Raw genomic sequence first — 24,196 nt, 5'->3', positions numbered from 1 at the left:
GTTTCATACCAACTTCCCCTGCACCGGCGCCACCAGCGTTTTCGGCTTACGAAACACCAAGACATTACCCAGCATCACCAACACCAGCCCGAACAACGCCGGTGCCGTCCACTGATAACCTTCAGCAAACGCTGACACGTTCAGTGCCACCACCGGGAACAGCACGGTGCAATACGCCGCACGCTCCGGCCCCATACGTCCGACCAGCGTCAGGTACGCGGTGAAGCCGATCACCGAACCGGGGATCACCAGATACAGTAACGCCCCGACGTAACGTGGCGACCACTCCATGTCGAACGCAATGCCATTGACCAGACACCACACCGACAACATCGCCGCCCCGTAGGCCATGCCCCAGGCATTGGTGGTCAAGGGTTTCAAGCCTGCCTTCTGCTGCAGACTCGACAACATATTGCCCGCCGAAAAACACAAGGTGCCACACAGCGCCAGGCCAAGACCAAGCAACGTTTCGGGGCTGGCGTGATGGCCGGCCAGTTCCGGCCAGAACAGCATTCCCAGACCGAACAGGCCGAGCGCCCCGCCCATCAACACGTTGCGCGCGATGCGCTGACCGAAGAATACGCGTGCATTGAGCGCATTCCACAAAGTGGCCGTGGAAAACACCACCGCCACCAACCCGCTGGGAATCCACTGGCTGGCGGTCAGAAAGCACATGAAGTTGACGCAGAACAGGCACAGCCCCTGCGCCACACAGATCAGATGTCCGCGCCGATTCATCGGTTGCAGCCGCCGACTGAGCAGCAACAGCACGAACAGCACCAGCGCGGCGAGACCGAAGCGATAAACGATCGACACCGGAATCGCCACCACGCCCAGTTGCCATTTCAGGGCAATCCAGGTGGTGCCCCAGATCAGCACGGTCAGCAGATACAGCGAAAGGTTCATGACGAAACTCCTGAGAACACCGGGCACTCTGTGGCAAGCGAGCTTGCTCGCGCTTGAGTGCGCAGCACTCACTGATGGGTCCGCTGCGCAGCCCGGCGGGAGCAAGCGCCCTCGCCACAGGGTTGTGTTGTATGGAGGTTCAGGGTGCGACAGCAACGATCGGGGCGCTTGCAGATTCTTGCGCTTTTGTCGCTCGACAGGCTGGCAGAGCGAAAGCTACAGAGTAGGATGCAAGGCGTTGGAGAGAACCGAATATGGCCGCTATCGATACCCTGCAAGTCTTCCAAGCCCTCAACCGCTCGCCGAATGCACGCCTGTTGCACAGCGCCGATCTCGGTGACGGCTTGTCTGCGGCCCTGTGGACCAACCACCACGATGCCCAGGAATACGAAACGCCGAGCCACCACACGCTTTCCTGCTACATCGCCGGGGGCACGGGCACCTTTCGCCGTGGCCAACCGGGGCGCAAGGGCGGACCGGACAAGTTGTGCATCCTGCCCGCCGATCACCAATCGGGCTGGGTGATCAACGGCGATCTGCGTCTCGCTCATCTGTATTTCAGCGCCGAACAATTTGCCTTGGGTTGCGTCACGCTGCTGGATCGCGAGCCGCGAGAGATGCAGTTGCGCGAGCAGACCTTTCTGGAAGATCCGCAGCAGGCCCGACGCTTTCGTCAGTTACTGACACTGAATTGGGACGAACCGGCCGAACGCCTGCTGACCAGCAGCATTGCGCATGAATTGATCAGCCATACCCTGCTCAGCCAGGTCGGCGCCCGGCAGGGTGTGCGCCTCAAGGGCGGACTGGCGCCCCATCAGCGGCGGCAACTGGTCGAGTTCATCGACAATCAGTTGGCCGAGCCGATCAGCCTCGGGCAACTGGCCGGGCTGTGTGCGCTGTCGGAATACCACTTTGCGCGGATGTTTCGCGTGAGCTTCGGCCTGCCGCCGCATCAGTACGTGCTGGCGCGGCGCTTGAACCGGGCGCGGGAATTGTTGCGTGGCACGGCGTTGCCGCTTGGGGAGATTGCATTGGCGTGCGGGTTTGCCAGTGCCAGTCATTTCACCAACCGGTTTCGGCAGGTGTTGGGTGGGACGCCTGGGGAATATCGGCAGGCGTTTTTGCGTTAGATCCGGGGTTTTTATTGCCTGATCGGGCCGCTTCGCGAGCAAGCCCGCTCCCACAGGGTTCAGAGTGAACTCAGATTGTGTGAATAACACCATCCAGTGTGGGAGCGGGCTTGCTCGCGAAGAACGATGACGCGGTCCTGGATCAGAACTCCAAAGTGCTCGACAACGAAATCTGCCGCGAATCGCCCATCGACACAAAGAACCGGCTCGCCGCCGAGGTGTAGTAGGTGCGGTCGAACAGGTTCTTCACGTTGAGCTGGAACTTGACCTTCTGCCCTTCGAGTCTGGTGTCGTAAGTGGCAAACGCATCGGCCACGGTGTAGCTCGGCAGGTCGAAATCATTCACCGCATTGCCCGCGCGTTCGCCGACATACCGCGCCCCGGCACCGACCCGCAGTTGGTCGCCACCCATCACGCTGCCGAAGTCATACACCGCCGACAATGAACCGCTGTTCTTCGCCACGTTTTGCAAGCGATTGCCTTTGTAGTCCGGGTCTTCGGTGACCTCGGCATCGGTGTAGGCATAGGCGCCGATCAGGCTCCAGCGATCGGTCAACTGCCCGGTCAGGTCCAGTTCCAGACCCCGGGAACGCACTTCGCCAGCCGCGCTGTAAATGGTGGTCGGGCCTTCAGAATTGGAGACCAGTACGTTGCGCTTCTTGATGTCGAACAGCGCGATATTGCCGGTGATGCGCCCCGGCATATCCAGCCGCGCACCCAGTTCCCACGACTTGGCCTCTTCCGGCGCGATGCTGCCGTCGAGCACGGTGCTGCTGCCGCTGAGCGGGGCGATGGTCGAGTTGGGTTTGAACGATTCGGTGTAGCTGCCGTAGAACGACAACTCGTCGGTGTAGCGATACACCAGACCGGCGCGCGGTACGAATTTCTGCCCGTTGCTGTCGGTGTTGGCCTTGAACGGCACGCCTTTGCCGGCGTACTGGTCGTACTCCTGGAAGCGCCCGCCGGCGACCAGAATCCACTGATCATTGAGATGGATCGAGTCCTGCAGAAACACCGAATCGCTGCGCAGCAGATCGGTCTGCGCACTGTCCGCCGGACTGACCGTGGTGCCTTCGACTTCGCGGCCGTAGACCGGGTTGACGTAGCTGAAGGTGCTCAGGCTTTTCTGGCGGATCAGGTCAGCGCGGTAGATCTTGCGGTACTCATCGTCAACGCCGAACACCAGATCATGTTGCATGCCCAGCAGGTTGACTTTGCCTTCGAGGCTGGCGGTGGTGAAACGGTCAGTGCTGATCGCGCCTTGCGTGCCGTCCATGCTGCGGGTCAGCGTGCCTTTTTTGGTGTCGATGGCGGTCACGCGTACCTGGCTGGCGTCGTAGGTTTCGCGGTTCCAGCTGTAGCCAAAATGGGCTTTCCAGTCGTCGTTGAGTTCGTGGTCGGCTTCGAAGTGGTACAAGTCGGAACGGCCTTCCATGTCGTTGAACGGCTCGTCCAGACGCTCGTTGCGCGAGATGTCCAGCGGATGGTTGGTGCGCGGATCGATTACCGTGCCCCGGTCGAACGGGGTGAGAAACTCGCGGTGTTCATAGCCGAACGACAGCTTGGTACGCTCGCCGAACCAGGCCAGCGACGGCGCGATCAGCGTCTCGCGGTGAGTGCCGTAGTTGCGCCAGTAATCTTCGTCTTCATGGTCCAGCACCAGCCGATAGGCCAGCCCGGATTCGCCCAGCGCCCCGGTGCTGTCGAAGGTGCCACCGCTGCCATTCTTGCCGTCGCCGTAGGTGGAACCGCGCAGGGTCAGGGCGTTGTATTGAGTCAGTTCCGGCTTCTTGCTGACCAGGTTGACCACGCCGCCCGGATCCTGAATGCCGTAGAGCAACGAGGCCGGGCCCTTGAGCACTTCGACCCGATCGACCGTCGCGTTCATGCCACGGCCCTGCACGATCGGCATGCCATCGCGCATGATCGAGCCATTGCGGTTGTCGCCGAAGCCACGGGTCATCACCGAGTCCTGGGTGCTGCCCAAGGTGTTGCCCTGGGTGATGCCGCTGACGTTGGCCAACGCATCGTCGAGATTGCGCGGGGCCTGATCGCGAATCACCTGGGCCGGGATCACGTTGACGGTCTGCGGGATTTCCTGCAGCGAAGCCGAGGAGCGCATCACCGAACTGGTCTGCGGCGGCTGATAGCTCATCGACTCGTCACGCATCGACGTGATGGTGGTCGCGCCAAGATTGAGTGCGCCTGCGGTGGGTTGCGGTTCCAGCGCCAGGGTGTGGCTGTCGGTACGGCGAAAGGTCATGCCGGAACCACTGAGCAGGCGTTGCAGCGCCTGTTCGGCGCTCATCTGGCCACTGACGGCCGGGGCGTTGAGGCCGTACGGCGCTTCATCGGTGTAGACCACGCTTTGCCCGGTGACGCGGCTGAAGTCGCTCAGAGCCTGGGGCAGTGGTTTGGCGCTCAGGGAGAAACTGAACTGTTTCTGTGTCGGGCTGCTGACGGTTTCAGCGGCCAGCGCCACACTCAGCGGCACCAGCGCCAATGCGGAAAAACTCAATGCCGAAACACCCAACCACTGTTTGACCGAACCCGATTTTGCCCTGGACTTCATTGCTCAATGACCTGTGTAGAACCGCAACGGATGCGAATGACTCGCAGTTTCAGTCACTACACGGATGGGGCTGTGGTTTACCTCACCACAAATTTGAAAATATTTTTTGGTGTCTGAAAGAACGCTATCGCGAGCAGGCTCACTCCTACAGGGGGAACGCATTCCAAATGTAGGAGTGAGCCTGCTCGCGATGGCGCCGGCAGGCTCAGCGCAAAATAATCAGATGCCCCAGCACCTGATGCTGCTCAAAACCCATCACCCCTTGCAGGGAACTGAGCACCGCCTGCGGATCCTTGCTCGGAAAACTGCCGCTGACCTTGCGCGCAGCCAACTCATCATTGAGCACAACAATCCGTCCTGGGTAATAGCGCCGCAGATCCTCCACCACATCGGCCAGCGACGCCTTGTAGTAATTCAGCCAGCCTTGGCGCCAGGCCAATTGCGCTTCGCTGTCCACCGCGTGCGATTTTTCCGCAATGCCCTGCCCGTGAGCCACTTGCTGGCCGGCGGTCAGAATCTGCTGTTGCGCGTTGCGATTCGCCGTCACGCCAACACGCCCGGACAGCACCGTGACTTGCGCACCACCGGGCTGCAGACGCACTTCGAACTGCGTGCCGAGCACCCGCGCCTCACCCTTCTCCGCCGCGACCACAAACGGATCCCCCGTATGCGTGACACTGAAAAATCCGGCACCGCGACGCAATTGCACATGCCGCTCGCCATGACTGAAATCCACCGCGATGGCGCTGTCGGCATCCAGCGTGACTTGCGATTGATCGGCCAGGGTCACGGTGCGGATCTCGCCCGGTGCCGAAACGTAATCGGCACCCAGATCATCGATCCAGCGCTGCGGCTGCCAACCCGTGCCAAGGCTGATCATCAGCATCAGACACGCGGCCATCGCCAGCGCGCCCGACCAGCGCAGCAGCGTTGAACGACGCGGACGATCCATCGCATTGAGGTAGCCCTGCAACGCCAACGCCTCTTCATCGGCCAAGGTACGCGCCGGACTTTCGCTCAACTCCCAGAGCACTTGCGCCTGGGCGTAAGCCTCGGCGTGGGCCGGGTCGGCGCGCAGCCAGTGGCTGAAGGTCAGTTGATCGCCGGTGCTTGGCCGGTCGTGCAGCAGACTCAGCCAGGCGAGCGCGGCCTGTTCCTGAGCGGGCGTCGGGATGACGCGGTCGTTGGCTTTCACGGTGCTTTCCCTGGCAGGCGTGGCGCGGGTTCGCGCAGGCTGGCCTTGCAGGCCTCGAGGGCGCGCATCATATGTTTTTCCACGGCACTTTGGGACAGGCCCATGGCTTTGGCGATGTCTGCGTATTTGCGGCCGTGGATGCGATTGAGCAAAAAGATCTGCCGAGTGCGCTCGGGCAAGGCGCGCAACGCCGCTTCGACATGGCGCAGATCATTGCCCGCTTCGAGCGCGGCTTGCGGTTCGCTGCCGTGACTGTCCGGCGCATCCGGTTGCCAGCCCTCATTGACCCGCACCCGCGTGCCTTCGCTGCGCAAGTGATCGATGGCGATGTTGCCGGCGCAGCGCAAAAGGTAGGTGCTGAGTTCTTCGACCTGCACCAGCGGCCGTCGCCAGAAACGCAGGAACAGATCCTGCACCAGATCCGCCGCCGTGGCCCGGCAGCCGACGCGCCGGTTGACCAGCGCTTCCATCTGCGAGCGCTGCGACAGGAACACCTGAAGAAAATGCGCACGCGCACCGTGCGGTTCGTCGTCGCCGGACTCCGGGGGATGATCGATCAGCATGTCAGACCTGCGCCCAGGCAGCGACCGGACTGGCCAGCAGGCTCAACCCGGCCAGTGCGAGGGCCAGACGTGGGCGATACGGCAGCAACAGCACCAACGCCAAGGCGCTGAGCATGAGCACCGCGAACCAGTCGACCAGACCGAAACTCCAGCCGTGTGCAGCGACTGCCGCCCAAAGCGACAGCCCGAGCAACAGCCAACCGGCGAGTTTCAGACCTCGTGCACGTCGGGCAGAGGGTTTGTTGCCGAGCAGTTCATCGTGGTGCCGAGGCATCGACAGACACAACGCGCTGAACCCGGCGTAGCACAGCAACAACGCCAGCAACATCAGCTGACCTCCTGCTCAAGCGCGATCGGTCGCGGCTTTTCGCGGAGTGTTTTTTTCACGCTGACGGTGCTGCCGGCACGCTGCATTTTCCATGCGGCCCAGCCGAGGAACAGGCCTGCGCCCAGGCACGTCAGATCAAAACCCGCCAGCGTCCAGTCACCTTGCGCCAGTGTTACCCCGAGATTCCACGGTGTGGTCAGATTGATCAGCGGCACCGCGATAAACAGCACGGCAGCCAGCGCGAGCTGTTCGACCCAGGCCTTGCGCCCTTTGCGCAGCAACGCATGCACCACGCTCAAGACCCAGGCGACAAAAAACGCATTCACTTCCTGATCGGCGCGCCCGGCCAGATCTGCCGGCAACAGGCGATTGGCCAAAAAGAACACCGCCACCGCTACCACCAGCCCGGCCATGCTGGCGATGTTCAGCACTTCCACCAAGCGCAATTCGAACGGCATCACGCCGCTCTTGGCGTGTTTGAGCTGGCGCTTGCCAAGCCAGATCACCAGCCCGGTGCCGATCATCGCGGTACTCGCCAGACCACAGATGAAATACAGCCAGCGCAATGTCGACCCGGCAAAGTGGCCCATGTGCAAACCGTAGAACGTGCCGCCGACCGCCATCGCCACGGGCTGCTCCGGCGTGCTGCCGAGGCGCTCGCCGGTGACGCCGTTGAACGTCACCGCGCGCCCGAAATCGTGGACGACGCGGTCGCCACGGCGCGACAGCACCACCGAGGCATTCGCGTCCCCCGGGTTGTTCACTGTCAGCCGCGCGGTGCTGCCTCCTTCCCACTGCTCACTGGCCTTGGCCAGCAGTGGCGCCATCGGGCTCAGCGGCGCCGCCCGGTTGGCTCGCTCAGGGGTCTTCGATGCCGGAAAAACTTCGTCGTAAAAGGTGCGCACGTCGCCGTTATAGGACGCCAGAATGCTCGCTGGCATGACCATCGCCATGAAAATCACCAGGCTGCTGTAGGTGATCATCAAGTGAAACGGCAACACCAGCACGCCGACCGCGTTATGCCCGTCGAGCCATGAACGCTGGCCTTTGCGCGGGCGAAAGGTGAAGAAGTCCTTGAAGATTTTCTTGTGGGTGATGATGCCGGTGATCAGCCCGACGAACATCACCATCGCCGCCATCGTCGCCAGCCAGCGCCCCCATGGATAAGGCATTTGCAGCTGGAAATGGAAGCGATAGAAGAACTCGCCGCCCAGGCTTTCGCGGGCCTGGACTTCGCTGCCGGTCTGCGCGTCGAGTGTTCTGGATTCGAACTTGCCGCGCTCGCCCGGTGCGTTCGGCGCCTGCTGCCAGCGCACCGTCAGGCCGGGATCGCGGGCGTCGGGCAAGTCGATCAGCCAGCGCGAGGCGCCGGCGGCGTGTTGCTGCAGGTAACTTTGCGCCAGGGTCAGGCTCGCTTCGGCATTGATGGGTCGTGCGGGAATTTCCGGCTGCATCCAGTGGCTGATCTCATCCTTGAAATAGGCCAGCGTTCCGGTCAGAAAAATCGCAAACAGCAGCCAGCCGAACACCAGCCCCGTCCACGTGTGCAGCCAGGCCATCGACTGACGAAAGCCCTCTTTCATGCGTAACCCAAGCCCCGCGCGGCACCCGACACCGTCGCCAGAATCACGCTGGGCACCAGCAAACCGACCCACGCCGACCACGCCGTGCGGCAAGCGAAGCACCATAGCACCGCGACCAGATAGACCAGAAAGGAAATGGTCATACCGGTCACCACCGCTTCGGCGCGGCTCAACGGCAGCCACATCGTCAACGCGACACTGGCCAGCGCCGCGACCAGATAGCCGCCGAACACCGCCGCCAGCACCCGCGAGGTGACGGCCAGACGATAGGACATGGGAAGTGAGGCGAGTTTGCCTTTCATGTTTCGACCCTGAAACGAAAAAACGTCCGGCCAACGAGCCGAACCAACAGGCGAGCAATATTAATGATAAATATTCTCATACGCAAAAGCATCTGATTGCCGGACACCCTCGCCCGCCCCTACAATGCGAACAGTTCTTGTTCTCTAACGCATCGATCATGCGCCCGGAGTAATACCCTTGTCGTCCGCCCATCCCGTCGAATCGCTCTACCACGACCACCACAGCTGGCTCACCGGCTGGTTGCGGCGCAGACTCGGCTGCCCGGACAGCGCGGCGGATCTGGCGCAAGACACGTTCATCCGCGTGCTCAGCTCTCGCGAACCCGCAGTGATCATCGAGCCGCGCGCCTTCCTCACCACCCTCGCCAAACGCGTGCTGTTCAATCATTACCGTCGTCAGGATCTGGAACGCGCCTACCTCGACACGCTGGCGCAGATGCCGGAAATGGTTGCGCCATCGGAAGAAGACAAAGCGATCATCCTGCAAACCCTGATCGAGCTGGACCAGCTGCTCGATGGCTTGCCGCGTCTGGTCAAGCGCGCCTTTTTGCTGGCGCAGGTCGATGGCCTGACTTATCCGCAAATCGCCGCCGAGCTGAGCATCTCGGTGGCCACGGTCAAACGTCATCTGCACAAAGCCGCCCTGCGCTGCTATTTCGCCCTATGAACCGCGCTCCGGATTTCTCTGCGCAAGTGGCCGAACAGGCCGTGCACTGGCTGATGGAAATGCAGCAAGGCACGCTCTCCCCGCGTCAGCAACAAGCCTGGCAACAATGGCTGGACGCCCACAGCGAACATCGTCGCGCGTGGGAGCACATGCAGCGGGTCAACCAACGCTTGCGCGGCGTGGCGTCGCCATTGGTCCACGCCGCGTTGAACGGGCAGAAGTCTTCCAGTCGCCGTCAGGCGCTCAAATTGCTGCTGCTTCTCGGTGCCGGTTCTGCCGTCACCTGGGGCATGCGCGAGCACAATCCGCTGCCGACCCTGCTCGCCGACTACCGCAGCCCGCTGGGCGAGCGACGCAAGGTGACGCTGGGTGCGGGCAGTCAGCTGCAGCTCAATACCGCGAGCGCCGCGGACGTGGATGGCGCGCAGCGGCTGATCCGTTTGCTGGAGGGCGAGATCCTTCTGAGCACCGCACAAGCGTTCGAAGTGCACACGGCACAAGGGCTGTTGAAAACCAGTGCTGCCCGGATCAACGTCCGTCAATTTGCCGATCGCACACAAGTTGCGCTGTTCGAAGGCCAGGTCGAATTGATCCGCCACGGGCACGCGCCGATGGGGCTGCCCGTCGCTCGTCAGCTGAGTTTCAGCGCCACTTCCGTCAGCGAAGCCAAGCCACTGGACGCCAACAGCGGCGCCTGGACCGACGGCATGCTGATCGCCGCACACATGCGCCTGGGCGATTTTCTTGAAGAGCTCGGCCGCTACCGTCGTGGCCAGTTGCATTGCGATGCGAAAGTGGCCGACCTGCTGATCTCCGGGACCTATCCACTGGACGACAGCGAGCGGATTCTTGATCTGCTGCAAATCAGTCTGCCGGTGAAAGTGCGGCGGTTTACCCGCTATTGGGTCAGCGTTGAGGCGCGGGCGTAGAAGCAAAATCAAAAGATCGCAGCCTTCGGCAGCTCCTACAGGCTGAACAAGTGTAGGAGCTGCCGAAGGCTGCGATCTTTTGCTTTCAAAAAAAATGAGCCGTTTTTCAGATCTGGCGTGACAGAGAAGGAAAGCCCCCTTGATTCAACCTTCTCAGGATCAACCTTCATGCACCCCACCCGTCTCACGCCACTGGCCCGCCGCCTGCGCAACCTCTTACTGGGCGCCAGCCTGAGCTTCAGCGCTCTGCCGGTCATGGCTGCCGAAACCAAGGTTTACCACATCGCTCCGGCGTCGCTGGAAAACGCCCTCAACCAGTTTGGTCGTGAAGCCGGCGTGCTGATTTCCTTTGGCTCGCAAGTCACCAGCGGTGTGCAAAGCCGTGGCCTCGAAGGCAGCTACAGCGCTGCACAAGGTCTCGATGCGCTGCTCGAAGGCACCGGCCTGCAAGCTCGCGCCGAGGGCGACAATGCCTTCAGCCTGCAACCGGTCGGCGACACGGCGCTGGAGCTGGACACCTCGAAAGTCGTCGGTGACTGGCTCGGTGAAGCGGCGCAGGTCAACGTGTTCGAACACCCCGGCGCCCGCGATGTGATCCGCCGCGAAGATTTTGAACGGCAGGGCGCGACTCAGGCGCGCGATGTGCTCAACCGCATCCCCGGGGTCAATGCCCCGGAAAACAACGGCACCGGCAGCCACGACATGGCGCTGAACTTCGGCATTCGCGGTCTCAATCCGCGCCTGGCCGCGCGCTCGACCGTACTGATGGACGGCATTCCCGTGCCGTTCGCACCGTACGGCCAACCGCAGTTGTCGTTTGCGCCGATCAGCATGGGCAACATGGATGCCGTGGACGTGGTGCGTGGCGGCGGCGCCGTGCGTTACGGCCCGCAGAACGTCGGCGGGGTGGTCAACTTCGTGACCCGTGCCATTCCCGACGCGCCGACGGTCAAGGGTGGTTTCCAGACCGAAACCAGTCCGTCGTCGAGCCATGACGGCTTCAAAACCAGCGCCAACCTGCTGGCCGGCGGCACCAACGAAAATGGTCTGGGCGGCGCGCTGCTGTACTCCGGCACCCGTGGCGGCGACTGGCGTGAACACAGCGACAGCGAAATCGACGACCTGATCCTCAAGGGCAAATACCAGCTCGACGAGGCCAACAGCTTCAACGCCATGGCCCAGTATTACGAAGGCAAGGCCGACATGCCCGGCGGCCTCAGCGTCGCCGATTACGACGCCGATCCGTATCAGTCGACGCGCCTGAAAGACCAGTTCTGGGGTCGCCGCACAATGTTCAACTTCGGCTATCGCTATCAGGAAGATCGTCGCGAATTCACCGCCAACACTTTCTTCACCAAGACCCTGCGCAGCGGTTATCTGGATCAGGGCAGTTTCCTCTCGCTGTCACCGCGCGAGTACTGGGTGCGCGGCTTCGAAACGCGTTTCGCCCAGGGCTTCGACCTCGGCGCGACCAGCCATGAAGTCGGCGTCGGTTACCGCTACATCAACGAGGCTGGCCACGAATTGCGCTATCGCACGCCGATCAGCAGCAACCAATACCCGACCACCGACAGCCGCAACGACCGTGACACCCGCGGTGGCACCGAAGCCAATGCGTTCTTCGTTGACGACCGCATCGACATCGGCAAATGGACCATCACCCCGGGCGTGCGCTACGAGATGATCGAATCGCAGCAGACCAACAACCTGACCGACGTCAAATACAAGGGCGACTACAACACCGCGCTGCCGGCGCTGAACGTGCTGTATCACCTGAGCGACAGCTGGAATCTGTACGCCAACACCGAAGGTTCGTTCGGCAGCGTGCAATACAGCCAGATGCCCAACCGTGTGAGCAGCGGCGAAGTCAAACCGGAGAAGGCCCGCACCTGGGAACTCGGAACCCGTTATGACAACGGCACCCTGCGCGCGGAAATCGGTGCGTTCCTGATCAACTTCGACAACCAGTACGAAAGCAACCAGACCAACGATTCGGTGATCGCCCGGGGCGAGACCCGCCATCAGGGCATCGAGACCAGCGTCAACTACGCGCTGGATGACTTGAGCCCGGCACTGGCCGGTTTCGATGTGTACGCCACTTATGCCTACGTCGACGCGACCATCCGTGAGGACGGGCCAAATAAGGGCAATCGCGTGCCGTTTTCCTCGAAACACAAAGGCACGATTGGCGTCGGTTACACCGAAGGCCCGTGGAAACTCAATGTCGACAGCAGCTTCCAGAGCGACCAGTTCGCCGACAATGCCAACACCTCCAAGGAAAGCGCCGACGGCAGCACCGGCAAGATCCCCGGCTACATGCTGTTCAGCAGCCGCGCCGGTTACGACTTCGGCCCGCAACTGTCGGACCTGAATGTGGCGGTGGGGGTGAAGAACATCTTCAACACCCAGTATTTCACCCGCTCGTTCGATGACAACAACAAGGGCAAGTACGTGGGTGAGCCGCGCACGGTGTATGTACAGACGTCTGTAGCTTTCTGACAACTGTGGCGAGGGAGCTTGCTCCCGCTCGGCTGCGAAGCGGCCGTAAATCTTGCTGATGCGGTCTGACTGTTGAACGGCGTTGCAGGTTTTGGGGCTGCTTCGCAGCCCGGCGGGAGCAAGCTCCCTCGCCGCACATTGACCAAACAAAAACGGGCCTGCTTGCGCAGGCCCGTTCTCATTGGGTGGCTTGAAAAATCAGCGCATCAACTGTTGATCGCTGCCTGTTCGTTTTCCAGGAACTCTTCTTCCAGCAGTGCGTCATTCGCCTTGCTGAACGGCACGATGGCGGCGCGGGGTTTGCCTCGCAGTTTGCCAAACAGGTGTTCCAGCGCGTGTTCCAGTTTTTCGGCTGCACCGTCGATCGCCTGTTCCAGCGAATCGGCTTTATGGGTGACGGAAATCGGTTGATGGCCTTTTGGCCGCGCTTCCAGTTGGCAGCGCAAGTCATGGGGACCTGGTTTGTCGCCGTTCTCGTCGCTCAGGTGGACTTCGACACGGGTCAGGTCTTCTTCATAACGGTCGAGCGTGCTCTCAATAGTTGTACGTACCCACTCCTCCAGTCGCTTACTGCTTTGAATATGGTTATCGCTGTTGACTTGGATTTGCATAGTTCATCCCTTATTTCAGCTAGCTCGCCAGAGGCCTTGAGTTGGATTTCCTGACCTCCTGGTTACAACAATCGGCCCGACCGCCGAACATTTCAACCCCTGAAAAAAGATAAATATTCATTCGCAAAAAAAGCCGGACAACCGAGCAAGTCACTGGTAAGGTCGGGAGTTGGGTCGCCTCGCAACCCTGCAAAATCTGCTCACAATTGCCCGTCGTTCAACGGGTGCAAGCTGCGGAAAATCCCCGCCTCCTCCACCAGCCAGTCATGCACCGCACGCACGCCCGGATGGCTCAACGCCCCCGGCGCATACAGCAGAACGTAGCGTTTGTGGTTGGGCACCGATAGGCCGAATGGAACAATCAACGTCCCGCGCTCCAGTTCATCGTTGAGCAACGTGCGTCGGGCAATCGCCACGCCCATGCCGGCGATCGCCGCTTCGATGGTCAGGTGATTGCGATTAAACGTGTGCCCACGCCGTACGTCGGCGCCTTCAAAGCCAATCGCGTTGAGATAAAACTCCCATTCCGCGTATTCATAACTGCCGCGCCAGGCGGTGATGTCGTGCAACAACGGGAAATGCACCAGATCCGCCGGCCCGTGCAGCGGCGGGCGTCCGCGCAACAAACTCGGCGCGCACACCGGGAAAATCTGCTCATCGAGCAAGGCTGTGGATAACAGTCCCGGGTAGCTGCCGTCGTTCAGGTCAATCGCCAGATCGAAATCGCCCTCGTGCAACGGCACGCTGCTGTCCTCGGCCACCAGGCGCAACTGGATGTCGGGATAACGCTGTTGCAGACGCGGCAAACGCGGGGTCAGCCATTTGCTGAGGAACGACGGAATAGAGCGCACCCGCAGAATCCCGCTGATCATCCCCGCATCCAGCCGGCGCAATTCAGCATCGATGCTGCCGTAGGCCTCATTGACCGTGATGGCCAGCCGCTGCCCCTCCGCACTCAACTCGACACCCCGCGCCCGGCGATGGAACAGGCGAAAACCGAGGCGCTCTTCCAGTTGGCGAATCTGTTGGCTGACCGCCCCCGGGGTGATGTGCAGCTCCTCCGCGCAACGGGTGAACGACAGGTGCCGCGCGGCACAGGAAAACACCTGCAGCCAGACGTAGGTCTGGGCGTGCAATTGACGACTCATCGTTTAGTCCTGCTAAAGGCTTTCTTAGGAAGTTTCGTTGGTCACGTAGAACCGAGGTAGGCAGTATCGCCGACATTGCGCTTGTCCTACAAAAAATGGCAGCGATTCCTACTCCATTGCTTGTAAGGGTTTAGCATGGCTATCAGTGTTTTCGATCTATTCAAAGTCGGCATCGGTCCGTCCAGTTCCCACACCGTCGGCCCGATGCGCGCCGCCGCGACCTTCGCCCAGGCGCTGATCGATCAACGGTTGCTCAACGATGTGCGCCGCGTGGAAATCCGTTTGTACGGTTCGCTGTCGGCCACCGGTGTCGGCCACGCCACCGACCGCGCCACCGTCATGGGCCTGATGGGTGAATGGCCGGACAGCATCGATCCGGCGACCATCGATCCACGCATCCAGCAACTGCGCGAAAGCGGCGTGTTGCTGCTGGCCGGCCAGCGAGAAATTTCCTTCAACTGGCAGCACGATCTCCTGCTGCTGGACGAAAGCCTGCCCTACCACCCCAACGCCATGTCGCTGACAGCCTTTGGCGAAAGCGCCGAGCTGTTCACGCAAACGTACTACTCGATTGGCGGCGGTTTCATCATCGAAGCGGCGGAAGCCGAGTCGGGTGTGGCACCGGCCGGCGACGTGGTGTTGCCGTACGATTTTTCCAGCGCCGCCGAACTGCTGAGCCTGTGTAAAACCCACAACCTGCGAGTCTCAGAGTTGATGATGGCCAACGAACGGGCCTGGCGCAGCGACGCTGAAATCCGTAACGGCTTGCTGCACATCTGGTCGGTGATGCGCGAGTGCGTCGAGCAAGGCCTGCGCCACGAAGGCATCCTGCCCGGTGGGCTGAACGTGCCGCGCCGCGCGGCGAAATTGCACCGCAGCCTGCTGGAAATCGGCAAGCCGAATGTCATCAGTTCGACGCTGTCGGCGATGGAGTGGGTCAACCTGTTCGCCCTCGCCGTCAACGAAGAGAACGCTGCCGGCGGGCGCATGGTCACCGCGCCGACCAATGGCGCGGCCGGGATCATTCCGGCCGTTCTGCACTACTACATGAAATTCAATCCGGACGCGTCTGACGATGACGTCGTCGCTTTCTTCATGGGCGCCGCCGCCGTCGGCATTCTGTGTAAGAAAAATGCCTCGATCTCCGGCGCCGAAGTCGGCTGCCAGGGCGAAGTCGGTTCGGCCTGCGCCATGGCCGCGGCGGGCCTCGCTGAAGTACTCGGCGCAACTCCGGAGCAACTGGAAAACGCCGCTGAAATCGGCCTGGAACACAACCTCGGCCTGACCTGCGACCCGGTCGGCGGCCTGGTGCAGGTGCCGTGTATCGAGCGCAATGCCATCGCCGCCGTGAAGGCGATCAACGCCACGCAAATGGCCCTGCGCGGCGACGGCAAACACTTCATTTCCCTCGACCGGGTAATCCGAACCATGCGCGATACCGGCGCCGACATGCACGACAAATACAAAGAGACTTCACGGGGCGGCCTGGCTGTGAACTGGGTGGAATGCTGACGCGCATTGCCTGACCGTCCCGGCGGGCCGCAACTTGCGGCCCGCCAACCGTGAGCCCGAGCAAAAATAATAACGAGGCAAAAACGATGACCGATGTACGTACACCTGCTGCCGAAAATCCCGCTGTAGATCGCACACGCAACACCGAAATAGCCCACAAGGGCTGGAGCAAATCCGACACCACCTGGATGCTCGGTCTGTATGGAACCGCCATCGGTGCCGGCACTTTGTTTCTGCCGATCAACGCCGGTGTCGGCGGTTTCTGGCCATTGCTGATTCTGGCGTTACTGGCGTTCCCGATGACCTTTTTCGCCCACCGGGGCCTGACCCGCTTCGTCTTGTCCGGGCGTTCGGGCGACATCACCGAAGTCGTGGAAGAACACTTCGGCATCGGTGCCGGCAAGCTGATCACCCTGCTGTACTTCTTCGCGATCTTCCCGATCCTGCTGGTGTACAGCGTTGCACTGACCAACACCCTGAGCAGTTTTCTCGAACATCAATTGCACATCGCGCCTCCACCTCGGGCAATCCTGTCGCTGGTGCTGATCCTCGGCCTGATGGCGATCGTGCGCTGCGGGCAGAACGTGATCGTCAAAGCCATGAGCGTGCTGGTCTATCCGTTCGTCGCCGCGCTGCTGTTGCTCGGCCTGAGCCTGATCCCCAACTGGAACGGCGCGTTCTTCGCCAGCGCTCAAGAGCCTATGCCGCTGTCGACGTTCCTCAAGACCCTGTGGCTGGCGATCCCGGTGATGGTGTTCTCGTTCAACCACTCGCCGATCATCTCCGCCTTCGCGGTTGACCAGAAGCAGCGCTACGGCGCCGAGGCCGAACGCAAGAGCAGCGGCATCCTCGCCATGGCCCACGGGATGATGGTGGTGACGGTGATGTTCTTCTGCTTCAGCTGCGTACTGGCGCTGTCGCCGGCCGATCTGGCAGCAGCGAAGGCGCAGAACATTTCGATCCTGTCGTACCTGGCCAACCACTTCCAGACCCCGGTCATCGCCTACGCCGCGCCGCTGATTGCGCTGGTGGCGATCACCAAATCCTTCCTCGGCCACTACATCGGCGCCAGCGAAGGCTTTCAGGGCATGATCGTCAAGAGCCTGCGCGGTCGTGGCAAGGTGATGTCGGCGAGCTGGCTGAACCGTGCGACCGCGCTGTTCATGATCCTCAGCTGCTGGGCCGTGGCGACGTTCAACCCGAGCATCCTCGGCATGATCGAAACCCTCGGCGGGCCAGTGATTGCCTGCCTGTTGTTCCTGATGCCGATGTACGCCATCCGCCGTGTGCCAGCCTTGCGCCAGTACTCGGGACAGGCGTCCAACGTGTTCGTGGTGCTGATCGGCCTGATTGCACTGTCGGCGATCATCTACTCGGTTCTGCCCTGAAACGGGCCACAAATGACAAAGGCGAGCCATGTGCTCGCCTTTTTTATGCCGTATCCATTGTCCAACAATTTTCCCGGCACAGCCCTTGCTATGACCTGTGCAGGAGCTGTCGAGTGCAACGAGGCTGCGATCTTTTGATCTGCATGACGCACATCAAGACGCTGCAGCGCAAAAGATCGCAGCCTGCGGCAGCTCCCACATAAAGCAACAACACAGGCCACGGAATCGCCGATGATCAGGTATTGCGAACCAACCCGATCACGGCCGGTCAACAACTGCACGTTCAATCAGGCGGTGACGCATCATGGACAACCCTTTTCAGATCATTACCGATGCCTTCGCGCCGGACTATCAGATCAACCTGAGCATTCAGGGGCTGGACGGCAGCATCATGCTGACCCTGTCCAACAGCGGCCGAATCGTCGCCAAACGGATGATCAGCGCCGAACAGCGCAACGATCCGGTACGGCTCAAGCGGCTGGTGCAAAGCATTCAGTTCGGCATCGCCATCGAACAGGGCCACAGCGCCATGGCGATCCTTGAAGCGATGACCAGCGGCGACGGGCTGCCTCCGCCACCGCAGCAGAGCAACGGCCAGCCTCGGCCGTCGATGGGGCTTTAAAGCTCGCCCTTCTCGATCTCGGGGTGTTCACCGGAGCCGGCGCCGAGCTTGCGTTGCGGTTTTTCGATCTTCACCGACGGAAATTGCGACGAGGCGTAACGCACCACCAGGATCGAGAACGCCAGCAGCAGAATGCCGCCGCACAGGTAGATGATGCCCATGTCCGGCGGGTTGTGGTGCGAAACGTTGGAGATCAGCAGGCGGGTCAGCGCAGTGATCGCCACGTAGATCAGGAAGCGCACCGGCATGTGGTTGGTCTTGAAGTAAATCCCGACCATCGCCCCCAGTTCCAGATAGATGAACAGCAACAGAATGTCATCGATCTTGATGTGGCCTTCTTCGAGCATGCCGAGAAATTCCATCACCGCCGCCCATGCGGTCACCGCACCAATGGCGAACAGCGCCAGGTAGTGGAAGGTCTCGACGAACAGGTTGCCCAGGGACTCGGCCAGTTGATGCACGTTTTGCCGCAGTTTCTCGGCCCAGTTGATTTTCACGATGATGTTCCTTAGCCCGATGCGAGCGGATGATGCCGGTTGGACGTGACGGTTTTCTGTATGCGCTATGCGCCATGCAGAAACGAGGCCACGCATCATGGCGAGCCGGCATGAAACCTGCGCCGTGGCGTTTGGTCGCACCGTTGAGCAGGCACCGTCGACAGGAATGTTTGTGACGGTATAACTGAAGTTTCTTGATGAATTCGTTACGCTTGAAAAGGCATTAGCTTATAAATGAAATATTATTAATCGGGAAAATCTGTGAACTCGCGCACAAACACTCCGGTTATTCACCAGTTAGTTATCCAATAAATTATCAGGGTAATTATTTCCACAGCAGGCCCATCAGCGAAGCTTTAACTGCAGCGGCGATCTTGTTTTGGCAACCGAGTTTTTTCAGGCAATGATTAATATGGAAGTTTACTGTCCTTTTGCTGATACCGAGGATCACCGAAACATCGTCCGATGACTTTCCGTCAGCGGTCCATTGCAGGATTTCCTTTTCCCTCAGCGACAGTTCTATCGGTACCGGGAGCACCGAATCGGCGCCGCGCATCTGCAAGCGCGTCAGCCCCAGGTGAGTAATCTGGGCCAGCCAGGACAGCTGCGCCTGTTTGGTTTCGAGTTCCTGCGCGGTGATCGTCCCGCTGCCCCGGGCAAAGGTCACCAGCCCTTGAGTTTCGCTGTTGAGCAGCGTCTGCCCCCAGCCCTCCGAGAGCCCGTGAGCCTGCGCATCCTGCCAGAATTCGGGCATCTGAGCCTTGAGTTCAGCGTCCCACAGCACCGGTTTCACGCTGCGCATTGCGCGCTGGACGTAAGGATCGATGTCCAGGTAACGATTGGCGGAATAGGCAGCTTGCCAGGCGGGCGAATAATTATTGGCGAGAAAAAGACAAGGTTTGGTGATGGGGAAAAGCCGGCGTGACCCGTAAGCCACATAATCAAACTCCAACTGCCTGGCCACGGTCTTGATACTGTCGAACAACAACTCGACATCCGTTGCAGACATGGCGTTTTCCAACAGTTCAGCCTGCCAATATGACATAGAGATTCCTTTCCCACAGTTAATGCTGCCGGCCTCTTGCCAACATGCCTAGCATATTTCCAAATGTTTCCGCTAGCTGTCAAGGGTGACAGGTAGTATGCGAGCGCAGTGTGCACTTTAATCGCCACCCAACCAATCACTAAACGGAATCTGTGATGGATTACTTGTCAGGACGTTATGACGAGTTGACGACACTAAAGCGTCAACGCTTGGCTCAATATCGCTATCAGGTGTTCGTCGAACGCCTCGGCTGGCAATTATCCACGCCGGACGATTTCGAATTCGACCAATTTGATCACAGCGGCACTCACTACATTGTCGCCGAAGAACACGACGGCAACATCAAGGGATGCGCCCGCCTGCTGCCCACCACCCAGCCGTATCTGCTGAGTGAGGTGTTCACCTCGTTGCTCGGCGACAAGCCTGCCCCGTGCGGCGATGACATCTGGGAGCTGTCGCGTTTCACCTCACTGGACCTCGATGCCGAGGGCGGCAAAAACGAACAGATGATGTCCGACGAAAACACCGTTGGCCTGTTCATGGCCACGCTGGAGTACGCCCGAACCTGCGGCGTTTCACATCTGGTGTCAGTGTCCCCGGTTGCCATCGGACGCCTGCTCAGACGTGGCGGCATCGACTACAAATGGCTGGCGCCGCTGCAGGTTCTGGACAACCGAACCCTGGGCGCCTGCTACATCACGGTGCAGTAACCCTGCCCGACACTCGATAACAAGAAAACAAGAAAACAAGAAAACAAGAAAACACATCAACTGAAGCTGCCGACACGCGTCGAGCAGCACCTTTCGGTGTGGGTCGATTTCACGCCATGGATAGCAACTGCCTTACAACCAACGTTCAACACAGAGGGATGATCATGATCGACATGCACAGGAAAGTTGCCAAAGACATCGTCCACAAGGGCCACGATGACGACGTGCTAATTTACGACGCTCACCACTTGCTGCCGGCCTGGCTGCCAGCCGCCGTCGTGCAACGGGCGAACCTTGATCCAATGGATCTGGAGATCGTCAATCAGGCCTATCGGCTGGACAGCGAACGTCTGGTGCTGCGCTCGCTGCCAACCATCATTGACCTGGAAGAGCTCGAACAGGCAGGCCTGTCGGACTGTCTGCCGGAACTGCTGACGAATTACGAAAAGGCCACCGACCACCTGATCCTCAGCGGCATCTGGGTGCTGGAAAGCACCGAAGCCAAACTGGCTCGACTGCCCGGTTGCGGCAACGGCCTGAGCCTCGATCAGCGCCGGCAGGTGCATGATGTCCTGAAAAACCTGGACGGCTGCCCTCAGCAGGGTCAGCTCTATTTCACCCTGTTCAACGACACCGCCAATTACTTTTTCTACCGCAAGCACCACGAACATGTGCCCGGCCTGATGCTGATCGAAGCGGCACGCCAGGCCATGTACGCGCAATTCTACGAGCACAGCGGTTATGCCCGCGGCGAGGTGTCGATTTCCATCGTTGATCTGCTGTCGAGTTTCCCCCGTTACACCGAGTCTTCGTTTCAGGTGGATGTGCTGGTTGGCGACTACGAAGGCATGGCCCAGCCACGCGCGCGCAAGGTCGACAAGCGTGCGCGATTCTTCCAGCGGGGCGAGCTGGTGGCCGACATTCGCCTGCACGGTGAAGTGATCAAGATGCCGGTGTTCAAGCGCATGCGGAACATCAACATCGACCCCGCCTGCTGGTTCCGTCCGCTCAAGGGCATCCGCCATGAAGCGCTGGTGCGCCTGGATTCAGGTCGTCACCTCTCCGCCCGCCTTGAGCTGCTGTCGATGGCCGGTCTGCAAGTGCAATGCGACAGCCCGCTCGAGGCTTCCGAGCGCGGACACGTCTACCTGTACCTGGAAAACGAAGGGATGATCAGCCTGCCGTTGCAATCGCTGCACGCCAGCGACGCGACAAAGGCCGGCACGCTCAAACTGCACCTGGCAGAGCTGGATTCGCCGTTGCGCTTCAAGTGGCGCGAAGTGCTCAAACAGTTCGCTTACTTCTCCCACGAAGAAACCGCCCCGGTTCCGGCGCCTGTCCTCGGCCAACCGTTGTGGATGACCTTCGACCAGGCTTCGGCGATGCCCGAACAAAGGAAGGAAGCATGATGCCGCGCTATCCCCACGTGCTGGAGCCGCTGCGGCTGGCCGGCGGGCTGGAGTTGCGCAATCGACTGTTCTTCGCGTCGATGGGCGTGGACCTGGCCGATCACAGCGGATGCGTGACGCCCGCCATGATCGAGTTCTATCAGGGCATCATGGAGGGCGGCTGCTCCATGGCGTTTCTGTGCAACGCCACGGTCTCGCCGCAATCGCGTCTGCAGAGCACCGGGCTCGGCCTGTTCGAACAGCAGCAGGGCGAATCGCTCAAGGCGATGTTCGCGATGGCCGAGCAGGTCAACACGCCGGTAGGTGTGCAATTGCAGCATTACGGCGGTCAGGGCACCACCACCCACACCGGCGTTGCCGTGCTGACCCCGAGTGGCGTGCCCTGCCCGCGCGTGTCGAAACTCGATCCGGATTACCGCGTGCGGATCATGGACGAAACCGACATCGCTCAGGTGATCGAGCAATTCGCCCACTCCGCCTGGCTGGCCTGGACCAACGGCGCACGTCTGGTGCAGTTGCAGGCGTCCAACGGCTACCTGCTGAGCAGTTTTCTCTCGCCGCACACCAACAAGCGCACCGACCGATATGGCGGCAGCGAAGAGAACCGTGCGCGACTGTTGCTCGACGTGGTCAAGGCCATCCGCGAGCGCACCCAGGGCCAACTGATCGTCACTATTCGTCTGGGCATCGACGACCGTCTGGGCGCTGAAGGGCTGCAATATCCGGACCTCAAGGAAACCGTGCAGGCGCTCTGTCAGGCCGGCGTTGCCGCGCTGGAATGTTCGATGTGCATGGGCGCGACTTTCGGCCAGTTGATTGTGCATTCGGAGACCATGGACCATTACCTGCAAGCCGGAGTGCGGGCGATCAAGTCGGTGTCGACAGTACCGGTGGGTTACGCCGGTTTCATCGACGGTCTGGACAAGGCCGAGCAGTTGCTCGCCGACGGCGTATGCGATTGGGTGGGGATGTCGCGGGCGCTGTTTGCCGACAACGACCTGATCAACAAAACCCTGCAGGGCCGCTCCGCCGACATCCATAAATGTCGATGGGACAGCCAGTGCTTCAGTGACAAAAGCAATCCGCGACTGGATCGGGTGTATTGCTGCGTAAACCCGAAATATTTACGCCCCGCGTTGGCATAAGGAGATGCGACATATGTACGATTTTCTGGGAAAAGTGTGTCTGGTCACCGGCGGCACCAGTGGTATTGGCGAGACCGTCAGCGAACGCCTGATCAAGGCCGGCGCCGATGTGATCGTGTTCGGTCGGGACGAAGAAAAAGGCGCGGCGCTGGCCGATCGGCTGGGTGAACACTGCCGCTTTATCGCCTGCGATGTCGGTGATCCGGCGCAGGTCGAGCAGGCGTTCGCGACCATTCGTTCGGCCTACGGCCGCCTCGATTGCGCGTTCAACAATGCCGGCGTGACCGCCAAATACGGAGCGCTCGCGCAATCGTGCCCGGAGGACTGGATGAAGGTGATGAACATCAACGTCAACGGCACCTACCACTGCATGCGCCATGAACTGCAACTGATGCTCACCCGCGGCACCGGGGCCATCGTCAATACCTCGTCCTGCGCCGGCGTGGTACCGATTGGCGGCCAGGTCGCCTATGTCGCCAGCAAGCAGGCGATCAACGGCATGACCCAGGTGGCGTCGATCGAGAATGCGCGGCTGGAAGACGGCGGCTGCATTCGCGTCAATGCGGTCGCCCCCGGGCCGATCCTTGGCGGCATGAACAGCGAGGCACGCCTGAAAGCCGCACCGGAAAACACCCAGCGCAAAATCAACGTGACGTCGATGAAACGCTTCGGCACGGCGGACGAAGTGGCCAACGCGGTGCTCTGGCTGCTCAGCGATCAATCCGCATACGTCACGGGTGTGATCATGCCCATCGATGGCGGTTACGCCAGCGGCAAGTTCTGAAATCAAATAAACCAACGACCCGCCGTGTGCGGGTCGTTTTGTTTGAGGCGCGTGCATCAGGAAAAATGCCGAATCCGGTCTACATTGAAAAGCCACTACCCAAAGCGCAGGGATTCGCTTATCCTTTCGCTGTATATAAATACAGTAGTCGCTAAGACAACTAAATGTGAAGGCATGTGAGGTGGTGAATGGCCGTCGAAGTGGTATACCGCAGCAGCCGAGATCTGGAGCGCTTGTTCATGGATAAAGCCGAAGCTGACCGTCATGACAAAATGCTCGAACTGGCCGAGATGCTGTCCGAAGTGTTGCAAAAAGCCGTGCCGTCGCTGAACGAGCAGCAGGTTGAAGAAGTCGGGATCTACATGGCGAAGAACCGCGATGCGTTCGCCAAGGCCTTCAAGAGCCAGCCTGATGCGCTGTCGGAGCTGATCAATGCACCGGCAGAAGTAGTCGAAAAAGACGCAGCGGCTGAGCCGGAAGAAGCTCCAGTGAAGCCGGTTAAAGCGGCGAAAGCTGCCAAGTAACCACGTTTGAATCGAAAAGATCGCAGCCTGCGGTGTAGTGGTTCAGTTTTTTTAAACCACTCCGTAGGAGTATTAGGCCGCCTGCTGCTCAAACAGCGCAGGCGGCAATTGGTTCGAGGCAGAGTGA

The 24,196-nt window shown here is 60.5% G+C and carries 22 protein-coding genes and 1 pseudogene; 12 read left to right on the top strand and 11 right to left on the bottom strand.

The genetic code is table 11. The annotated features are described in order from the left end of the window. Nucleotides 1-3: 3 nt before the first annotated feature. A complete protein-coding gene (locus V3W27_RS06890; RefSeq protein WP_247267876.1) occupies nt 4-906 on the bottom strand; it encodes a DMT family transporter in 903 nt (300 codons plus the stop codon). 254 nt (nt 907-1,160) lie between these two features. Between V3W27_RS06890 and V3W27_RS06885 the strand changes: the two genes are divergently transcribed. Continuing rightward, nucleotides 1,161-2,036 (top strand): helix-turn-helix domain-containing protein, encoded by an 876-nt coding sequence (locus tag V3W27_RS06885; RefSeq protein WP_027610904.1) that lies wholly within the window; start codon nt 1,161-1,163, stop codon nt 2,034-2,036. Nucleotides 2,037-2,178: 142 nt separating this feature from the next. Here the strand turns inward: V3W27_RS06885 and V3W27_RS06880 are convergent, their stop codons facing one another. The 6 genes from V3W27_RS06880 to V3W27_RS06855 form a co-directional block, all read right to left on the bottom strand. Continuing rightward, nucleotides 2,179-4,608, bottom strand: a complete 2,430-nt coding sequence (locus V3W27_RS06880) for a TonB-dependent siderophore receptor (protein WP_330206274.1) — start codon at nt 4,606-4,608, stop codon at nt 2,179-2,181. Nucleotides 4,609-4,813: 205 nt separating this feature from the next. Then, the gene (locus tag V3W27_RS06875) at nt 4,814-5,803 is read right to left on the bottom strand and encodes a FecR family protein (protein ID WP_330206273.1); all 990 of its coding nucleotides are present in this window, start codon (nt 5,801-5,803) and stop codon (nt 4,814-4,816) included. Beyond that, nucleotides 5,800-6,366 (bottom strand): RNA polymerase sigma factor, encoded by a 567-nt coding sequence (locus tag V3W27_RS06870; protein ID WP_330206272.1) that lies wholly within the window; start codon nt 6,364-6,366, stop codon nt 5,800-5,802. The genes V3W27_RS06875 and V3W27_RS06870 overlap by 4 nt, the downstream gene beginning before the upstream one ends. 1 nt (nt 6,367) lies before the next feature. Next, entirely contained in the window at nt 6,368-6,694 is a 327-nt protein-coding gene (locus tag V3W27_RS06865) for a DUF3325 domain-containing protein (RefSeq protein ID WP_027610900.1), read from the bottom strand. After that, nucleotides 6,694-8,277: a PepSY-associated TM helix domain-containing protein gene (locus tag V3W27_RS06860; protein ID WP_330206271.1), complete on the bottom strand. Its 1,584-nt coding sequence runs from the start codon at nt 8,275-8,277 to the stop codon at nt 6,694-6,696. Before V3W27_RS06860 ends, V3W27_RS06865 begins: the two co-directional genes overlap by 1 nt. Then, nucleotides 8,274-8,579, bottom strand: coding sequence for a DUF3649 domain-containing protein (locus tag V3W27_RS06855; RefSeq protein ID WP_007967542.1), 306 nt, complete (start codon nt 8,577-8,579; stop codon nt 8,274-8,276). Before V3W27_RS06855 ends, V3W27_RS06860 begins: the two co-directional genes overlap by 4 nt. A 178-nt stretch (nt 8,580-8,757) precedes the next feature. Between V3W27_RS06855 and V3W27_RS06850 the strand changes: the two genes are divergently transcribed. The 3 genes from V3W27_RS06850 to fecA all read left to right on the top strand — a co-directional run bounded on the left by V3W27_RS06850 (nt 8,758) and on the right by fecA (nt 12,674). Then, nucleotides 8,758-9,246, top strand: a complete 489-nt coding sequence (locus V3W27_RS06850) for a sigma-70 family RNA polymerase sigma factor (protein ID WP_027610898.1) — start codon at nt 8,758-8,760, stop codon at nt 9,244-9,246. Beyond that, nucleotides 9,243-10,175, top strand: a complete 933-nt coding sequence (locus V3W27_RS06845) for a DUF4880 domain-containing protein (RefSeq protein WP_097090421.1) — start codon at nt 9,243-9,245, stop codon at nt 10,173-10,175. Before V3W27_RS06850 ends, V3W27_RS06845 begins: the two co-directional genes overlap by 4 nt. Nucleotides 10,176-10,343: 168 nt before the next feature. Next, nucleotides 10,344-12,674 (top strand): TonB-dependent Fe(3+) dicitrate receptor FecA, encoded by a 2,331-nt coding sequence (fecA, locus tag V3W27_RS06840; RefSeq protein ID WP_330206270.1) that lies wholly within the window; start codon nt 10,344-10,346, stop codon nt 12,672-12,674. Nucleotides 12,675-12,880: 206 nt separating this feature from the next. Here fecA and V3W27_RS06835 read toward each other — a convergent pair whose 3' ends face one another. After that, a complete protein-coding gene (locus V3W27_RS06835; protein ID WP_007968091.1) occupies nt 12,881-13,285 on the bottom strand; it encodes an HPF/RaiA family ribosome-associated protein in 405 nt (134 codons plus the stop codon). 200 nt (nt 13,286-13,485) lie between these two features. Beyond that, entirely contained in the window at nt 13,486-14,433 is a 948-nt protein-coding gene (locus tag V3W27_RS06830) for a LysR substrate-binding domain-containing protein (protein ID WP_007914183.1), read from the bottom strand. Nucleotides 14,434-14,568: 135 nt separating this feature from the next. On the opposite strand from V3W27_RS06830, the gene V3W27_RS06825 reads away from it, so the two are divergent. From V3W27_RS06825 to V3W27_RS06815, 3 genes are all read left to right on the top strand, one after another. Further along, a complete protein-coding gene (locus V3W27_RS06825) occupies nt 14,569-15,945 on the top strand; it encodes an L-serine ammonia-lyase (protein WP_330206269.1) in 1,377 nt (458 codons plus the stop codon). Nucleotides 15,946-16,031: 86 nt separating this feature from the next. Next, entirely contained in the window at nt 16,032-17,333 is a 1,302-nt protein-coding gene (locus V3W27_RS06820) for an HAAAP family serine/threonine permease (RefSeq protein WP_330206268.1), read from the top strand. A gap of 304 nt (nt 17,334-17,637) precedes the next feature. Further along, on the top strand, nt 17,638-17,955 hold the full coding sequence (locus V3W27_RS06815) for a DUF3509 domain-containing protein (protein ID WP_007968083.1): 318 nt from the start codon (nt 17,638-17,640) through the stop codon (nt 17,953-17,955). Here V3W27_RS06815 and V3W27_RS06810 read toward each other — a convergent pair. Further along, nucleotides 17,952-18,452 (bottom strand): phosphate-starvation-inducible protein PsiE, encoded by a 501-nt coding sequence (locus tag V3W27_RS06810; protein ID WP_003221775.1) that lies wholly within the window; start codon nt 18,450-18,452, stop codon nt 17,952-17,954. The genes V3W27_RS06815 and V3W27_RS06810 overlap by 4 nt on opposite strands. A gap of 325 nt (nt 18,453-18,777) precedes the next feature. Continuing rightward, nucleotides 18,778-19,497, bottom strand: a complete 720-nt coding sequence (locus V3W27_RS06805; protein ID WP_330206267.1) for an autoinducer binding domain-containing protein — start codon at nt 19,495-19,497, stop codon at nt 18,778-18,780. Nucleotides 19,498-19,652: 155 nt separating this feature from the next. Between V3W27_RS06805 and V3W27_RS06800 the strand changes: the two genes are divergently transcribed. From V3W27_RS06800 to V3W27_RS06780, 5 genes and pseudogenes are all read left to right on the top strand, one after another. Continuing rightward, nucleotides 19,653-20,207, top strand: a complete 555-nt coding sequence (locus V3W27_RS06800) for an acyl-homoserine-lactone synthase (RefSeq protein ID WP_027610891.1) — start codon at nt 19,653-19,655, stop codon at nt 20,205-20,207. 164 nt (nt 20,208-20,371) lie between these two features. Then, a complete protein-coding gene (locus V3W27_RS06795; RefSeq protein ID WP_330206266.1) occupies nt 20,372-21,616 on the top strand; it encodes an AfsA-related hotdog domain-containing protein in 1,245 nt (414 codons plus the stop codon). Then, a complete protein-coding gene (locus V3W27_RS06790; RefSeq protein WP_150370296.1) occupies nt 21,613-22,761 on the top strand; it encodes an oxidoreductase in 1,149 nt (382 codons plus the stop codon). The genes V3W27_RS06795 and V3W27_RS06790 overlap by 4 nt, the downstream gene beginning before the upstream one ends. A 13-nt stretch (nt 22,762-22,774) precedes the next feature. Continuing rightward, entirely contained in the window at nt 22,775-23,545 is a 771-nt protein-coding gene (locus tag V3W27_RS06785) for an SDR family NAD(P)-dependent oxidoreductase (RefSeq protein ID WP_135294985.1), read from the top strand. Nucleotides 23,546-23,733: 188 nt separating this feature from the next. After that, a pseudogene (locus tag V3W27_RS06780) lies at nt 23,734-23,988 on the top strand (YebG family protein); the annotation flags it as partial. Nucleotides 23,989-24,196: the final 208 nt, after the last annotated feature.

Source organism: Pseudomonas sp. AM14(2022), from assembly GCF_036346455.1.
GTDB classification, from domain to species: domain Bacteria; phylum Pseudomonadota; class Gammaproteobacteria; order Pseudomonadales; family Pseudomonadaceae; genus Aquipseudomonas; species Aquipseudomonas putida_A.
Note: the sequence above shows the minus strand (reverse complement) of the source record. Positions and strands in the feature narration are given on the sequence as shown.

Excerpts from the sequence above, each read along its gene's own strand:
- V3W27_RS06890 (WP_247267876.1), bottom strand. The coding sequence starts at position 906 with ATGAACCTTTCGCTGTATCTGCTGACCGTGCTGATCTGGGGCACCACC.
- V3W27_RS06885 (WP_027610904.1), top strand. The coding sequence starts at position 1,161 with ATGGCCGCTATCGATACCCTGCAAGTCTTCCAAGCCCTCAACCGCTCG.
- V3W27_RS06880 (WP_330206274.1), bottom strand. The coding sequence starts at position 4,608 with ATGAAGTCCAGGGCAAAATCGGGTTCGGTCAAACAGTGGTTGGGTGTT.
- V3W27_RS06870 (WP_330206272.1), bottom strand. The coding sequence starts at position 6,366 with ATGCTGATCGATCATCCCCCGGAGTCCGGCGACGACGAACCGCACGGT.
- V3W27_RS06865 (WP_027610900.1), bottom strand. The coding sequence starts at position 6,694 with ATGTTGCTGGCGTTGTTGCTGTGCTACGCCGGGTTCAGCGCGTTGTGT.
- V3W27_RS06860 (WP_330206271.1), bottom strand. The coding sequence starts at position 8,277 with ATGAAAGAGGGCTTTCGTCAGTCGATGGCCTGGCTGCACACGTGGACG.
- V3W27_RS06855 (WP_007967542.1), bottom strand. The coding sequence starts at position 8,579 with ATGAAAGGCAAACTCGCCTCACTTCCCATGTCCTATCGTCTGGCCGTC.
- V3W27_RS06845 (WP_097090421.1), top strand. The coding sequence starts at position 9,243 with ATGAACCGCGCTCCGGATTTCTCTGCGCAAGTGGCCGAACAGGCCGTG.
- fecA (WP_330206270.1), top strand. The coding sequence starts at position 10,344 with ATGCACCCCACCCGTCTCACGCCACTGGCCCGCCGCCTGCGCAACCTC.
- V3W27_RS06835 (WP_007968091.1), bottom strand. The coding sequence starts at position 13,285 with ATGCAAATCCAAGTCAACAGCGATAACCATATTCAAAGCAGTAAGCGA.
- V3W27_RS06830 (WP_007914183.1), bottom strand. The coding sequence starts at position 14,433 with ATGAGTCGTCAATTGCACGCCCAGACCTACGTCTGGCTGCAGGTGTTT.
- V3W27_RS06825 (WP_330206269.1), top strand. The coding sequence starts at position 14,569 with ATGGCTATCAGTGTTTTCGATCTATTCAAAGTCGGCATCGGTCCGTCC.
- V3W27_RS06820 (WP_330206268.1), top strand. The coding sequence starts at position 16,032 with ATGACCGATGTACGTACACCTGCTGCCGAAAATCCCGCTGTAGATCGC.
- V3W27_RS06815 (WP_007968083.1), top strand. The coding sequence starts at position 17,638 with ATGGACAACCCTTTTCAGATCATTACCGATGCCTTCGCGCCGGACTAT.
- V3W27_RS06805 (WP_330206267.1), bottom strand. The coding sequence starts at position 19,497 with ATGTCATATTGGCAGGCTGAACTGTTGGAAAACGCCATGTCTGCAACG.
- V3W27_RS06800 (WP_027610891.1), top strand. The coding sequence starts at position 19,653 with ATGGATTACTTGTCAGGACGTTATGACGAGTTGACGACACTAAAGCGT.
- V3W27_RS06795 (WP_330206266.1), top strand. The coding sequence starts at position 20,372 with ATGATCGACATGCACAGGAAAGTTGCCAAAGACATCGTCCACAAGGGC.
- V3W27_RS06790 (WP_150370296.1), top strand. The coding sequence starts at position 21,613 with ATGATGCCGCGCTATCCCCACGTGCTGGAGCCGCTGCGGCTGGCCGGC.
- V3W27_RS06785 (WP_135294985.1), top strand. The coding sequence starts at position 22,775 with ATGTACGATTTTCTGGGAAAAGTGTGTCTGGTCACCGGCGGCACCAGT.